The organism is Streptomyces sp. NPDC047002 (assembly GCF_040704505.1).
Taxonomy (GTDB): domain Bacteria; phylum Actinomycetota; class Actinomycetes; order Streptomycetales; family Streptomycetaceae; genus Streptomyces.
On sequence record NZ_JBEYWC010000021.1, the window covers coordinates 30,008 to 43,999 of the forward strand.

Genomic DNA, 13,992 nt, shown 5'->3' on the forward strand with positions numbered 1-13,992 from the left:
CCACTGTGGACAAGGCGCGCCAAGTACCGCTCCATGCAAGGGATGTGAGTCAAGGTGAGGTGGCGCGCACACCTCCTGCCGGGGAATTCCGGGTGGCCGGTTGACATGGCGCAGGAGTAAGGCCGACGCAATGGGCGGCGCTCTCCCCGGCCCGGTTCCACCGGACCCACCCGTGATCACATTCCGGCATTATTGCCAATTGCCCCAATAACGCCAATTAGGGCAAAGAGGAACAATCACCTGGCGGTCCTGCGCCATGGATACGCCGCGGATACGGGGTGAGCCACGGGCGCGCGCACCGGTAGCCTTGGCCGGGTGATTGACCTTCGCCTGCTCCGTGAGGACCCCGACCGTGTCCGCGCCTCCCAGCGCGCCCGTGGAGAGGACGTCGGCCTCGTCGACGCCCTGCTCTCCGCCGACGAGCGCCGCAGGTCGTCCGGCGTCCGCTTCGACGAACTGCGCTCCGAGCAGAAGTCGCTCGGCAAGCTGATCCCGAAGGCGTCCCCCGAGGAGAAGGCGGAGCTGCTGGCGCGCGCGGAGCGGCTGAAGGCCGATGTGAAGGCCGCGGACGCCGCGCAGCACGAGGCCGACGAAGAGGCGCGGAAGCTCCTCCTCCAGCTCGGCAACGTCGTGCACGAGGACGTCCCGGTCGGCGGCGAGGAGGACTTCGTCGTCCTGGAGACGCACGGCACGATCCGCGACTTCGGCGCCGAGGGCTTCGAGCCCAAGGACCACCTGGAGCTCGGCGAGGCGCTCGGCGCGATCGACATGGAGCGCGGCGCGAAGGTGTCGGGCTCGCGCTTCTACTACCTCAGGGGCGTCGGCGCGCTGCTGGAGCTCGCCCTGGTCAACGCGGCGGTCGCGCAGGCCACCGCCGCCGGGTTCACCCCGATGATCACGCCCGCGCTGGTGCGCCCGCAGGCCATGGAGGGCACCGGCTTCCTCGGCCAGGCCGCCGCCGACGTGTACCACCTGGAGCAGGACGACGCCTACCTGGTGGGCACGTCCGAGGTGCCGCTCGCCGCGTACCACATGGACGAGATCATCGAGGCCGACCGGCTGCCGCTGCGGTACGCGGGCTACTCCTCGTGCTTCCGCCGCGAGGCCGGCACGTACGGGAAGGACACCCGGGGCATCTTCCGCGTCCACCAGTTCGAGAAGGTCGAGATGTTCTCGTACGTGGCGCCCGAGGACGCCCAGGCGGAGCACCTGCGGCTGCTGGAGTGGGAGAAGGAGTGGCTGCTCGGCCTCGGCCTGCCCTTCCAGGTGATCGACGTGGCCTCGGGCGACCTGGGCGCCTCGGCGTCCCGCAAGTACGACTGCGAGGCGTGGATCCCCACCCAGGGCAAGTACCGCGAGCTGACCTCCACCTCCAACTGCGACGGCTTCCAGGCGCGCAGGCTCTCCGTGCGCATGCGCGACGGCAAGCAGGTCAGGCCGCTCGCCACGCTCAACGGCACGCTGTGCGCGGTCACCCGCACCATCGTGGCGCTCCTCGAGAACCACCAGCAGCCCGACGGCTCGGTGTGGGTGCCCGAGGTGCTGCGCCCCTACCTGGGCGGCCGCGAGCTGCTGGAGCCGGTCGCCAAGTGAGCGCGGACGTGCGCCACACCGCGGGCGCCGCGGGCTTCCCGTACCGGCTCGTCGCGACCGACCTGGACGGGACGCTGCTGCGCGGCGACGGCACGGTCTCGGACCGTACGCGCGCGGCGCTCGGCGCCACGGCGGCGGCCGGGGCCGCGCACATCGTCGTCACCGGCAGGTCCGTGCCGTGGGCCAGGGGCGTGCTCGCCGACCTGTCCTACGAGGGCCTCGCCGTGTGCGGGCAGGGCTCGCAGCTCTACCACGCGGGCGAGCGCAGGCTGCTCACCTCGTTGACGCTCGACCGGCAGGTCGCACGGCTGGCGGTCGCCAAGATCGAGGCCGAGCTCGGCCCGCTCGCGCTCGCCGTCAGCCAGGACGGCACCGAAGGGCGGGTGCTGACCGACGAGCGCTACGCGCTGGGCGGCAGCACGTCCGACCGGGCCGCCGTGGTCACCGAGGCGGACGCGTTCTGGACGGCGCCCGTCAACAAGGTCTACTTGCAGCACCCGCAGCTCGACGACGACGCCCTGGTCGCGGCGGCCCGCCCGGTGGTCGCCGGTCTCACGGACGTGGTGATGGCGGGCCCCGGCACGGTGGAGCTGGTGCCGGTGGGCCTGACCAAGGCGCGCGGCCTCTCGCTCGCTGTCCGGCGCCTCGGCCTCGCGGCCAGGGACACCATCGCCTTCGGGGACATGCCCAACGACCTGCCGATGTTCGCCTGGGCCGGGCACGGCGTCGCGATGGCCAACGCCCACCCCGAGCTGCTCGCCGCCGCCGACGAGGTCACCGCGTCCAACGAGGACGACGGCATCGCGCTCGTGCTGGAGCGCCTGCTCGCCCCCGCGGCCTGAGCCGGGCCGGGAGCGGCTGGGCGCTCGGCCGCAGGGAGCAAGGCGCTCGGCCCCGAGGAGCTGGGCGAGGGAGCGGCCCGCGCCTGCGCGCGCTCGAAGCGGCCGCCCCCTCCTGGCGGTGCGCGCCGTGCCGCCCGGCTGCGGCACGCCCCCGCAGGGACGAGTGTGCTGACCCGGTCCGCCGGGCCGCCACCGGATTTCGACGGCGCTGCGCCCGGGGCACGCGGACGGCCCCCGTCCCCTCGCGGGACCCGGCTCGCAGGTCAGGGGGCGGGGGCCGTGCGCGCGCCGGTCCTTCAGGCCCAGGTGATCAGACGCTTCGGCTGTTCGAGGATCGCGGCGACGTCCGCGAGGACCCGGGAGCCGAGTTCGCCGTCGACCAGGCGGTGGTCGAAGGAGAGCGCGAGCGTGGTGACCTGACGCGGCTTGACCTTGCCCTTGTGGACCCACGGCTGGGGCTTGATCGTGCCCACCGCGAGGATCGCCGCCTCGCCCGGATTGAGGATGGGCGTGCCGGTGTCGACGCCGAAGACGCCGACGTTGGTGATCGTGACCGTGCCGCCCTGCATCGCGCCGGGCGCCGTACGGCCCTCGCGCGCGGTGGACACCAGCTCGGCGAGCGCCGCCGCCAGCTCGGGCAGCGTCTTGTCCTGCGCGTCCTTGATGTTCGGCACGATCAGGCCGCGCGGGGTGGCCGCCGCGATGCCCAGGTTCACATAGTGCTTGGTGACGATCTCCTGGTTCGCCTCGTCCCACGCGGCGTTGACGGCGGGGTGGCGGCGGATCGCGACGAGCAGCGCCCGCGCGATCAGCAGCAGCGGGCCGACCCGCAGGCCCGCGAGTTCCGGGTCCGCCTTCAGCTCCTCGACCAGCTTCACGGTGCGCGTCACGTCGACCGTGACGAACTCCGTGACGTGCGGCGCGGTGAAGGCGCTGCCCACCATGGCGGCCGCGGTGGCCTTCCGCACGCCCTTGACGGGGGTGCGGGTCTCGCGCGCGCCGGGCTGCTGCTCCGGCTGCGGCCGCGCGGCCGCGGTGCCGTTGACGGGCGTTTGCGGCTGTGCGGCCGCCGGGGCCGCCGCGTGCACGTCCTCGCGGGTGATGACCCCGTCGGGCCCGCTCGGCGCGATCGCCGCCAGGTCCACGCCGAGGTCCTTCGCCAGCTTGCGCACCGGCGGCTTGGCCAGCGGCCGGTCGGCGGCGGGCGCCGGCTCGGCGCGGGGCGCGGGCTCGGGCGCCGCGGGCGCGGACTGGCCGGGTACCCCCGGGCCGCCCCGCCGCGGGCGGCGCTTGGTGGAGGACTCGGCGACGCCGTAGCCGACCAGGACGGGGGTGCGCGCGGGCGCGGCCGTCTGCTCCGCGTCCTCCGCCCCGGTCTCCTGCGCGGGCTCCGCGGGCGCGGCGCCCGGCGCGTCGACCGTGATGATCGGGACGCCGACGTCGACGGTCGCGCCCTCCTCGAACCGCAGCTCGCGTACGACGCCGTCGTAGGGGATCGGCAGCTCGACGGCCGCCTTGGCCGTCTCCACCTCGCAGACCACCTGGCCGTCCGTGACGGTGTCGCCGGGCTGCACGTACCACTTGAGGATCTCCGCCTCGGTGAGCCCCTCGCCGACGTCGGGCATCTTGAACTCGCGCGCGGGGGCGGCGGACATGTCAGTCGTCATGGTGCGGCTCCTCAGTACGCCAGCGAGCGGTCGACGGAGTCGAGCACCCGGTCGAGGCCGGGCAGGTACTCGTCCTCGATGCGGGCCGGCGGGTACGGCGCGTGGAAGCCGCCGACGCGCAGCACCGGCGCCTCCAGGTGGTAGAAGCACCGCTCCGTGATCCGGGCGGCGATCTCCGCGCCCGAACCGTAGAAGACGGGCGCCTCGTGCACCACGACGAGGTGCCGGGTGCGCTCGACCGACGCCTGCAGGGTGTCGAAGTCGATGGGCGACATCGACCGCAGGTCCACGACCTCGAGCGACTTGCCCTCCTCCGCCGCGGCGTCGGCCGCCTCGAGGCAGACCTTCACCATCGGGCCGTACGCGGCGAGCGTCAGGTGCTCGCCGGGGCGCACCACCTTCGCGCCGTGCAGCGGCGCGGGGATCGCGTCGGTGTCGACCTCGCCCTTGTCCCAGTAGCGGCGCTTCGGCTCGAAGAAGATCACCGGGTCGTCGGTCTGGATGGCCTGCTGCATCATCCAGTACGCGTCGGAGGCGTTCGAGGGGGAGACGACCTTCAACCCGGCGACGTGCGCGAACAGCGCCTCGGGGGACTCGCTGTGGTGCTCGACGGCGCCGATGCCGCCGCCGTACGGGATCCGCACGACGATCGGCATCTTCACCGTGCCGAGCGAGCGGGCGTGCATCTTCGCGAGCTGCGTGACGATCTGGTCGTACGCGGGGAAGACGAATCCGTCGAACTGGATCTCCACCACGGGCCGGTAGCCGCGCAGCGCGAGGCCGATCGCCGTGCCGACGATGCCGGACTCGGCGAGCGGGGTGTCGATGACCCGCTTCTCGCCGAAGTCCTTCTGGAGGCCGTCGGTGACGCGGAAGACGCCGCCGAGCTTGCCGACGTCCTCGCCCATGACGAGGACCTTCGGGTCGTTCTCCAGAGCCGTGCGCAGCGACTCGTTGACCGCCTTGGCGAGGGGGAGCTTGCGGGCGCTCATGTCAGTTGCCTCCCTCGGCGTGGGCCGGGGCGTCGTCGAACGACGCCTGGTACGCGGCGAACTCCCTGCGCTCCTCGTCCACCTGGGCGCTGCCGTCCGCGTAGACGTGGTCGAAGACCGCCATCGGGTCCGGGTCGGGCATCGAGCGCACGGCGTCGCGCACGCGCCGGCCGAGCGCCTCGCTCTCCTCTTCGAGTGCGGCGAAGAACGCCTCGTCCGCGTGCCCCTCGCGCTCCAGGTGGCGGCGCAGCCGCAGGATCGGGTCCTTCGCGGCCCACGCCTCCCGCTCCTCCTCGGAGCGGTACTTCGTCGGGTCGTCGGAGGTGGTGTGGGCGCCCATGCGGTACGTGAACGCCTCGACCAGCATCGGGCCCGCGCCGCCGCGGGTGTGCTCAAGGGCGGCGCGGGTGACGGCGAGGCAGGCGAGCACGTCGTTGCCGTCGACGCGCACGCCGGGGAAGCCGTAGCCGCGGGCGCGCTGGTAGAGCGGGACGCGGGTCTGGCGCTCCGTGGGCTCGGAGATGGCCCACTGGTTGTTCTGGCAGAAGAAGACGACCGGCGCGTTGTAGACGGCGGAGAAGGTGAAGGACTCGGCCACGTCGCCCTGGCTGGACGCGCCGTCGCCGAAGTACGCGATGACGGAGGAGTCCGTGCCGTCCATGGCGACGCCCATGGCGTAGCCGGTGGCGTGCAGGGTCTGCGAGCCGATGACGATCGTGTACAGGTGGAAGTTGTTGCTGTTGGGGTCCCAGCCGCCGTTGTTGACGCCGCGGAACATCCCCAGCAGGTTCACCGGGTCGACACCGCGGCACCAGGCGACGCCGTGCTCGCGGTAGGTCGGGAAGACGTAGTCGTCGTCGCGCAGCGCGCGGCCCGAGCCGATCTGGGCGGCCTCCTGGCCGAGCAGGGAGGCCCACAGGCCGAGCTCGCCCTGGCGCTGGAGCTGGGTGGCCTCGCCGTCGAAGCGGCGGGTGAGCACCATGTCGCGGTAGAGGCCGCGCAGCGACTCGGGCGTCAGGTCGGCGACGTAGCCGTCGTAGTCCGGACGGGCGACGCGTTCACCCTCGGGGCTGAGCAGCTGGACGAGGTCGTCGTCGGGGCGCTCCGCGGGGTTCGCGTCCTTGCGGGCCGCGGTGGCGCGGGTGCGGCCGGTGCCGCGCGCCGCGGTCCTGCCCTGGCCGCCCGACCTGCCGGTCTTCGCCGTCTTCGCCGCTCCGGTCGCCCGGGGCGTCTTCGCGCTCGCCGAGGCGCTCGGCGCCTTGTCGGCGCCTCGCGGTTTCCGCGCGGTGGTGCTCTCCACGGTCACGTGCGTGTCCCTCCGTCTGTCCGGCCACCCGGGATCTGCCGGGTACCAGTGCGGTTCCGCCCGGTTCCTCCGGCCGCACGGGGTGTGTGCGGGAACGCGAAGGCCCCGGACGTGACAGGTGCCCCGGCGAGCACCTTCGAAAAGGCACGTTACCCAGAGTGCAGCGTGACTGTGAAACCCCGCTTGACCTGCGATTTTCCTTGGATTTCCAAGTAAATCGGCGGGACGGGGGCACAGCCGCTGGTCAGGGCTTCGGCAACAGCCTCGCAGGCCGCCGGGACAACGGCACGTTATCCCGGGCCCTCGGCGGCGCGGAAGGGGTGGATGTGTGACACTGCGACTGTGGGAGAAATGGATAAAACTGACAAAATTACCGTTTTCCTGCTGGATGATCACGAGGTCGTCCGGCGGGGGGTGCACGAGCTGCTGTCCGTCGAGGAGGACATCGAGGTCGTGGGCGAGGCGGGCACGGCCGCCGACGCGCTGGTGCGGGTGCCGGCGACCCATCCGGACGTGGCGGTGCTCGACGTGCGGCTGCCGGACGGCAGCGGGGTCGAGGTGTGCCGGGAGATCAGGTCGCGCGACGAGAACATCAAGTGCCTGATGCTGACGTCGTTCGCGGACGACGAGGCGCTGTTCGACGCGATCATGGCCGGGGCCTCCGGCTATGTGCTCAAGGCGATCCGCGGCAGCGAGCTGCTCGCCGCGGTGCGCGACGTCGCGGCGGGCCGCTCGCTGCTCGACCCGGTGGCGACCGCCCGGGTGCTCGAGCGGCTGCGGGGCGGCGCGGGCCCCCGGGCGGACGACAAACTGGCGAACCTGACCGACCAGGAGCGCAGGATCCTCGACCTGATCGGCGAGGGCCTGACCAACCGTGCGATCGGCGAGCGGCTGCACCTCGCGGAGAAGACCATCAAGAACTACGTCTCCGGCCTGCTGTCGAAGCTGGGCATGGAGCGGCGCTCCCAGGCGGCGGCGTATGTGGCGCGCCTCCAGGCGGAGAAGCGCTGACGCCGCCACGGCGCGGGCGGGATCCCGGCCGGGCGGGTCCGCCGAGACCCGGTTCGATCGGACGGTTCCGCCGAGACCCCCTTCGACCGGGCGGTTCCGCCGGGACCCGGTTCAGCTCGGACCGGTTCGACCGGGGCGGTTCCGCCGGGGCCCGGTTCAACCGGGACCTAGGGCCCCTCATGTGGGGGCGGTCTGCTCTGTCGCCGGGGCGTGGCGGTGACGCAGAGTCGTGGTATGTCCACCGACGCACCCCTGACGGCCGAGGCGACCGCCCTCCTGGCCCGCGTACCGTACGGAAAGCTCGCCGCGACCCTGCGCGCCCTTCCGTTCGTCGCCCCCGCCCGCCATGTCGTCCTGCCGGACGCGCTGCTGCTGCGCATGCACCGGGGGCTCGGCTACCACCGCGCCTGCGCAGGCACCGTCGTGGCGTACGGCGCGGACGACCTGGCGCCACGGCCAGGCGACTCCGACCGGTGGTCCGTGCAGTGCATCGGGACCGCCTCGATCGTGCGGCCGCCCCAGGCAGAGGAGGCCCTCTTCGGGGAGGCGGGCGGCGTCGTGGACGGCGAGCCGTTCGACCCCGTCTACCTGCGGCTCGTGCCCGAACTCACCACCGTGCACCACCTGCTGCCCGGGCACGGGACCGGGGCACCCGCTGCGCCCACCGCCTCCACTGCGCGACCGGATCGACACGCAGCGTCATCTACCATCTGACGAGTGCAGCGCTCATCTGTCCTCGCCCCGCCCGCCGTCGTACGCCCCGCAGACCCCGCCCACGACCGGGCCCCTGACCCCCCGCAGGACCCCGGCCCGCTCGCCGACGTCCCGCTCGGCGCCCTGTTACGGCACTTCGGCAGCGCGGGCGAGGCCCTGTCCTGCGAGCCGGTCACCCAGGGGCTGCTCAACCGCGGCTACCGGGTCACGACGACCCGCGGCACGTACTTCCTCAAGCACCACCTCGACGGCGACCGCGAGGCGATCGTCCGCCAGCACCGCGCGACCCGGCGCCTCCAGGAGCTCGGCGTGCCCGTCGCCCCCGCCGTCGAGGGCGCGGACGGCGCCACCGTGGCGGTCGTCGGCGGCCGCTGCTACGCGCTGCACCCCTGGGTCGACGGCAGGCACCGGGACGGCGCCCAGCTGACCGTCCGCGCCTCCCGGCACCTCGGCGGGCTGCTCGGGCTCGTCCACACCTGCCTCGACCATGTGATGGACCCCGGGGCCGCGGGCGCCGCCGCCCCGCGCTACGAGAGCCGGGACCCGGCCCTGACCCTGCGCGAGATCTCCGAGCTGCTCGCCCTCGCCCGCGGCCAGGGCCCGGGCGACTCCTTCGACGAGCTGGCCGCCTACCGCCTCACCGAGCGGCGCGCGCTGCTCGAACGGCACGCGCACCGCAGGCCGCCGCCGGGCGCCGAGCCCGCGCCCGGCTGGGTGCACGGCGACTTCCACCCGCTGAACCTGCTCTACCGGGGCATCGAGCCCGCGGCGATCGTCGACTGGGACCGGCTCGCGGTCCAGCCGCGCGCCGAGGAGGCCGTACGGGCCGCCGCGATCTTCTTCGTCGGCCCGACGGGCGAGCTCGAACTCCCCAAGGTGCGCGCCTACGCGACCGCGTACCGGCGCGCGGCGGGCGCCGACGCCCGCGAGCTCGCCGCCGCCGTCCACCGGGTGTGGTGGGAGCGCCTCAACGACTTCTGGACGCTGCGCTGGCGCTACGTGCGCCACGACCGCAGGGCCGACCCGCAGTTCGCCGCGGTCTCCGCGCTCGCGGTGTGGTGGACGAAGGAGTACGAGGCGGTCCGCGCGGCCTTCACCTGCTGACCGCGCCCCGCCGCCGGCCGCGTCAGCCGCCGCTGGGGAGCGAGCCACCCAGCGCGCCGCCCTGGGTGGTGCCGCCCGCGCCGTCGCCGCCGGTGTCGCCGCCGCCGTTCCCGCCGCCGTCGGTGCCCGAGCCGCCGCCCGTGTTCGTACCGCCGTTGTCGCCCGTACCGCCGTCGTCCGAGCCGCCGCCCGACGAGCCGGAGCCTCCGCCGGTGCTCGACGAGCCGCCCGAGTCGGACGAGCCGCCGTCGCCGCCGGACGGCGGGGACGAGGTGCCGCCCGACGAGCTGCCGCCGGAGCCGCCGCCCGTCGTGCCGGAGTCGCTGGGCTGCGAGGGGCGGCCCGACGGGCTCTCGTCGTCCGTCTGCGAGGGGTAGGGCTGGTCGCCCGACGAGGTGTAGCCGGAGCCGTTCTGCTCGCCGCCGTCCGTGGACTCGTCCGACTGGCCGTCGCCCGCGGTGTCCTCGTCCCCCGGGGAGGGCGAGTCCGTGGTCCGCGAGTGCGAGACGGTGGGCGCGGGGCTCTTGTCGTCGGGCTTCTTGGTGCCCGTGTTCATGCTGCTCAGCGCGAAGGCCACGCCGCCGACGATCGCGACGAGCGCGAGCGCCACGAACAGCGCCATCCTGCCGCGGCCGCGTGAGCGGCCCGCGCCGCCCTCGTCGTAGCCTGAGTAGCCGCCGTCGTTGGGGTTGAGCGGCGGCAGCATCGGGCGCTGCGCCGTGTCGCCGTACGCCCCGTAGCCGCCGCCCTGGCCCATCGCCGCCGTCGCGCCTGTCGCGCCGAGCGCGGCGGTCGCGGCGGGGCCTGCGGCGACCGCGCCGGTGTTCCACGAGCCGGTCCAGCCGCCCTGCTGCTGGAGCATCTGGAGGCCGTACTGGACGAGCCCGCGCATCTCCTCCGCGCTCTGAAAGCGGTCGTCGGGGTCCTTCGCCAGCGACCGCATCACCAGGCCGTCCAGTTCGGGCGGGCAGTTCGCCGTCATCTCGGACGGCGGCACCGGGGTGTCCTGGACGTGCTGGTAGACGACGGAGAGCGGCGTCTCACCGACGAACGGCGGGCGCTGCGCGAGCAGTTCGTACAGCAGGCAGCCGGTCGCGTACAGGTCGCTGCGGTGGTCGACGGCCTTGCCGAGCGCCTGCTCGGGGGAGAGGTACTGCGGCGTGCCCATGACCATGCCGGTCTGCGTCATGGTCGACTGCGCGCCGTGCAGGGCGCGGGCGATGCCGAAGTCCATGACCTTGACGGCGCCGGTGTCCGTGATGATCACATTGGCGGGCTTGATGTCGCGGTGCACGATGCCGTGCTGGTGCGAGTAGGCGAGCGCTTCGAGGACGCCGGAGACGATGATCAGCGCCTGCTCCGGCGGCGGGGCCTCCGCGTTGAGGAGCAGGTCGCGGATGGTGCGGCCCTCGACGAGCTCCATCACGATGTAGGGGACGGTCCTGCCGCCCACGACGTCCTCGCCCGAGTCGTACACCGCGACGACGGCGTGGTGGTTGAGCCCGGCCACCGACTGCGCCTCGCGCGTGAAGCGCGCCTTCGCCACCGGGTCCTCGGCCAGATCGGAGCGCAGCAGCTTGACGGCCACGGTGCGGCCGAGCCGTACGTCCTCGGCCGCGAACACCTCCGCCATGCCGCCGCGCCCGAGGCGGTGGGTCATGCGGTACCGGCCGTCGCCGACCAGCCCGCCGATGCCCCAGGAGTCCCCAGCATCCGGCGTTCCGCCGCCGCCTGCTCCGGATTCGGGTGCCATCAGTCCTCGCCGTCGTCTTCTGTCCGCGGGTCGCCACGGGTCGTCCGCCGCGCGCATCACGGGGGTGGTGGAAGGGAGAATGTCCCAAGGGGCTGTGTGCCCGTCACGCTACAGGGTCCGTGCGACCCGCCTGTCCCGGGCGGACCGGCCATCCAACCCGCTGCGGCCTGCGCGAGGCACATTCCCGGCCGCCCGTGTAACGCTTGCGAGACGGTTGCTGTGCGTACGGTCACGGAACGGGGATGCCCGCTTGACGTGTCTGTGCCCTCCGGCAGACTTGGCCCGTAATAAGGGGATCGGATGGCCGATTTCCGCGAGCACGGTGTCGCGTGGACGGCCGCCGGGCCCGTGTTGTCAGGAATGTTCTGCACCGCGCGGGGGCCGGGGCGGCCGCCGCCGTCTAGGGGGAAGCACAGCCATGAGCCAGGACGGGGACGGCGCACGGGGCCGTGAAGTGGGGGCGTCCCTGGCGGGCGGCCGGTACCAGCTGCGCGGGCTGCTCGGGCAGGGCGGCATGGCGTCCGTCCATCTCGCCCACGACGCCTCGCTCGACCGGCAGGTCGCGATCAAGACACTCCACTCCGAGCTCGGCCGCGAGCAGTCGTTCCGTGAGCGCTTCCGGCGCGAGGCCCAGTCCGTGGCGAAGCTCTCGCACCCGAACATCGTCTCCGTCTTCGACACCGGCGAGGAGGAGCGCGACGGCACCGTGATGCCGTACATCGTCATGGAGTACGTGGAGGGGCAGCCGCTCGGCTCCGTGCTCCAGGCCGACATCGCGCAGTACGGGGCAATGCCGGCGCAGAAGGCCCTCACGATCACCGCCGACGTCCTCGCCGCGCTCGACGCGAGCCACGAGATGGGGCTCGTCCACCGGGACATCAAGCCGGGCAATGTGATGGTCACGCGCCGCGGTGTCGTCAAGGTCATGGACTTCGGCATCGCGCGGGCCATGCAGTCGGGCGTCACGTCGATGACGCAGACCGGCATGGTCGTCGGCACCCCGCAGTACCTCTCGCCCGAGCAGGCGCTCGGGCGGGGCGTCGACGCGCGCTCCGACCTGTACTCGGTCGGGATCATGCTCTTCCAACTGCTCACCGGCCGGCTGCCGTTCGACGCCGACTCGCCGCTCGCGATCGCGTACGCGCACGTCCAGGAGGAGCCGCCGGTCCCCTCCGGCATCAACAGGTCGGTGGGTCCCGGCGCCGACGCGCTGGTCGCGCGCGCCCTGCGGAAGAACCCTAACGAGCGCTTCCCCAGCGCCGCCGCGATGCGCGAGGAGTGCCTGCGGGTGATGCCGGCCGCAGGGCAGGCGGCCGCGCCTGCCCTCGTGCAGGGCGCGCCGCCGCAGGCCAGCGGCTCGGGGGTGGGCTCCGCCGTCTTCCCTCCGGTCGACCAGGCCCAGCCCGCGCCGCCCGCGACGGGCCACGCACCAGGCCCTTACGGCACTCCCGCGCCCTACGGGCAGCCGGGGCCCTACGGCTCGGGCCCGGGGCCCGTGACCGGCCCCCCGGCCGCCACCCCGCCGCAGGGGTACGGCTACCCGCAGGGCGGCCTGCCGCCCACGCCGCCCCCGTACACCATCGCGCCGGGGCAGGGCGGGGGCGCCGCGGGCGGGGGCGGGCGCCGCAGGCGCACCCCGCTGATCGTGGTGGGCGCGGTCGTGGTGCTCGCGGCGGTCGGCGGGACGGTCGCCGCGATCCGGTCGGGCGGCGGCGACCCCGGCCACCACGCGTCGCCCACCGCCAAGGAGAGCCCGTCCACGGCGAGCTACCGGCCGCCCGACCCCAACCGCACCATGCAGGCCGACGCCTGCACGGACGCCTACAAGGACTACGACGACCCGAAGAAGGTCGACGCCCCGGACTTCCGCTACAAGGACATCCGCTCGGTGAAGGCGTGCATGAACAAGGTCGGCTGGTCGGTGAAGGAGACGGACGTCGACAACGGCGCCTTCGCGGACGGCCAGATCCTGGAGCAGTACCCGGCCCCCGGCGACCCGGTCGACCCGAAGGACCAGGTCTTCGACCTGAAGGTATCGACAGGCCGCTCGGAATAACCGCCTCCGGCGGCGGGGACTGCGCGGGCCGCGTTGCCGGAGGCGCGTGGCGGGGGCCGCGCAGCTGGAGCCGCTGCCCGGAACCGCTCGGCGGGGGCGGCGCGGCCGGCGCCGCCGGGGCCGTGCGGCGGCACTGTTCGGCCGGGGGCTGCGTTGCCGGGGCCGTTCGGCTGGGGGTTGCGTGGCCGGGGCGCCCTCCGGGACTGCGCGGGCTGCGTTGCCGGGGGCGCGTGGCGGGGGCCGGTCGCCCGTGGGGCGCTCAGAGCGGCCGGCGTGCTTCGGGTGGGTTTGGTGGGGATGCCGGGATTGTTCCGGCGTGTGACGCTGGGGCGGTGATCCCGAGGCTGCGCACCCCCTGTGCTCTCGCCGTCGCTTCGCTGCTGCTCGCCGCGCCCGCCGCGCGGGCCGACGGCCCCGGCGCGCCGGTCAGCGATCCGCCCTCGCCGCACGTCGGCTCGGGGCTCGCCGGGCGGCCGGCGGGCGAGGGCAGGGAGCGCCCGGGACGGCCGCAGGAGCCGTCCGGGCCCGCGCCGTCCGGCCCGGCGCCCGCCCGGCTCTCCGACCCGCCGTCCACCGGCAGCCCCGCGCCGCACCCCTCCGCCACGCGGGGCGGGACCGGCACCTCCACCGCGCCGCGCGCCACCGGCACCCGGGAGAGCGGCTCGGCGACGGCGGGCACGGCGGAGGACGCGGGGCGACCGCCGGGCGACCGCCGGGTCGCCTCCGGGCGCACGCACGAGCCCCCGCGCCCCTCCGTGGCGACGCTCGGCGCCGGGATCATGCTGCTCGGCCTCGGTCTCGCCTTCCTCGCGCTGCGCCTGCGCCGCAGGTGACGGCCCGCCCACTCACCCCCACGCGACGCCTCTGACCTGCGCATTCACCGCGCCCGTACGACGTGAGGGGGACCCAGGAGGTCCGTCCACAGTCGCTTGCGGCCACCAACATACCGGGTAT

11 protein-coding genes are annotated in these 13,992 nt (G+C 74.1%); 7 read left to right on the top strand and 4 right to left on the bottom strand.

Annotation, left to right across the window (positions count from 1 at the left end):
- Positions 1 to 315 precede the first annotated feature (315 nt).
- Positions 316 to 1,593 (top strand): serine--tRNA ligase, encoded by a 1,278-nt coding sequence (gene serS / locus AB0910_RS20005; protein WP_366745931.1) that lies wholly within the window; start codon positions 316 to 318, stop codon positions 1,591 to 1,593.
- Positions 1,590 to 2,435 carry an HAD family hydrolase gene (locus AB0910_RS20010; protein WP_366745932.1) on the top strand — a complete coding sequence of 282 codons (846 nt, stop codon included), beginning with the start codon at positions 1,590 to 1,592 and terminating at the stop codon, positions 2,433 to 2,435. Before serS ends, AB0910_RS20010 begins: the two co-directional genes overlap by 4 nt.
- A 296-nt stretch (positions 2,436 to 2,731) precedes the next feature.
- On the opposite strand, the gene AB0910_RS20015 is transcribed toward AB0910_RS20010, so the two are convergent.
- Genes AB0910_RS20015 through pdhA form a run of 3 tightly spaced genes read right to left on the bottom strand, consistent with a single transcriptional unit; the run spans position 2,732 to position 6,400 of the window.
- Positions 2,732 to 4,102 (bottom strand): dihydrolipoamide acetyltransferase family protein, encoded by a 1,371-nt coding sequence (locus AB0910_RS20015; protein ID WP_366745933.1) that lies wholly within the window; start codon positions 4,100 to 4,102, stop codon positions 2,732 to 2,734.
- A gap of 11 nt (positions 4,103 to 4,113) precedes the next feature.
- A complete protein-coding gene (locus tag AB0910_RS20020) occupies positions 4,114 to 5,094 on the bottom strand; it encodes an alpha-ketoacid dehydrogenase subunit beta (protein ID WP_366745934.1) in 981 nt (326 codons plus the stop codon).
- Between the two features lies 1 nt (position 5,095).
- On the bottom strand, positions 5,096 to 6,400 hold the full coding sequence (pdhA, locus tag AB0910_RS20025; protein WP_366745935.1) for a pyruvate dehydrogenase (acetyl-transferring) E1 component subunit alpha: 1,305 nt from the start codon (positions 6,398 to 6,400) through the stop codon (positions 5,096 to 5,098).
- 351 nt (positions 6,401 to 6,751) lie between these two features.
- Between pdhA and AB0910_RS20030 the strand changes: the two genes are divergently transcribed.
- The 3 genes from AB0910_RS20030 (at position 6,752) to AB0910_RS20040 (ending at position 9,229) form a co-directional block, all read left to right on the top strand.
- Positions 6,752 to 7,411, top strand: a complete 660-nt coding sequence (locus AB0910_RS20030) for a response regulator transcription factor (protein ID WP_366745936.1) — start codon at positions 6,752 to 6,754, stop codon at positions 7,409 to 7,411.
- 234 nt (positions 7,412 to 7,645) lie between these two features.
- Positions 7,646 to 8,125, top strand: coding sequence for a pyridoxamine 5'-phosphate oxidase family protein (locus tag AB0910_RS20035; RefSeq protein ID WP_366745937.1), 480 nt, complete (start codon positions 7,646 to 7,648; stop codon positions 8,123 to 8,125).
- Between the two features lie 123 nt (positions 8,126 to 8,248).
- The gene (locus AB0910_RS20040; protein ID WP_366746010.1) at positions 8,249 to 9,229 is read left to right on the top strand and encodes a phosphotransferase; all 981 of its coding nucleotides are present in this window, start codon (positions 8,249 to 8,251) and stop codon (positions 9,227 to 9,229) included.
- Positions 9,230 to 9,251: 22 nt separating this feature from the next.
- Here AB0910_RS20040 and AB0910_RS20045 read toward each other — a convergent pair whose 3' ends face one another.
- The gene (locus AB0910_RS20045) at positions 9,252 to 10,982 is read right to left on the bottom strand and encodes a protein kinase (RefSeq protein WP_366745938.1); all 1,731 of its coding nucleotides are present in this window, start codon (positions 10,980 to 10,982) and stop codon (positions 9,252 to 9,254) included.
- A 418-nt stretch (positions 10,983 to 11,400) separates the two neighbouring features.
- On the opposite strand from AB0910_RS20045, the gene AB0910_RS20050 reads away from it, so the two are divergent.
- The gene (locus AB0910_RS20050; protein WP_366745939.1) at positions 11,401 to 13,038 is read left to right on the top strand and encodes a protein kinase; all 1,638 of its coding nucleotides are present in this window, start codon (positions 11,401 to 11,403) and stop codon (positions 13,036 to 13,038) included.
- Between the two features lie 332 nt (positions 13,039 to 13,370).
- Entirely contained in the window at positions 13,371 to 13,871 is a 501-nt protein-coding gene (locus AB0910_RS20055; RefSeq protein WP_366745940.1) for a hypothetical protein, read from the top strand.
- Positions 13,872 to 13,992: the final 121 nt, after the last annotated feature.

Bases quoted from the DNA above. Each gene is read 5' to 3' on its own strand.
- AB0910_RS20015 (WP_366745933.1), bottom strand. From the start codon at position 4,102: ATGACGACTGACATGTCCGCCGCCCCCGCGCGCGAGTTCAAGATGCCC.
- AB0910_RS20020 (WP_366745934.1), bottom strand. From the start codon at position 5,094: ATGAGCGCCCGCAAGCTCCCCCTCGCCAAGGCGGTCAACGAGTCGCTG.
- AB0910_RS20030 (WP_366745936.1), top strand. From the start codon at position 6,752: ATGGATAAAACTGACAAAATTACCGTTTTCCTGCTGGATGATCACGAG.
- AB0910_RS20035 (WP_366745937.1), top strand. From the start codon at position 7,646: ATGTCCACCGACGCACCCCTGACGGCCGAGGCGACCGCCCTCCTGGCC.
- AB0910_RS20045 (WP_366745938.1), bottom strand. From the start codon at position 10,982: ATGGCACCCGAATCCGGAGCAGGCGGCGGCGGAACGCCGGATGCTGGG.
- AB0910_RS20050 (WP_366745939.1), top strand. From the start codon at position 11,401: ATGAGCCAGGACGGGGACGGCGCACGGGGCCGTGAAGTGGGGGCGTCC.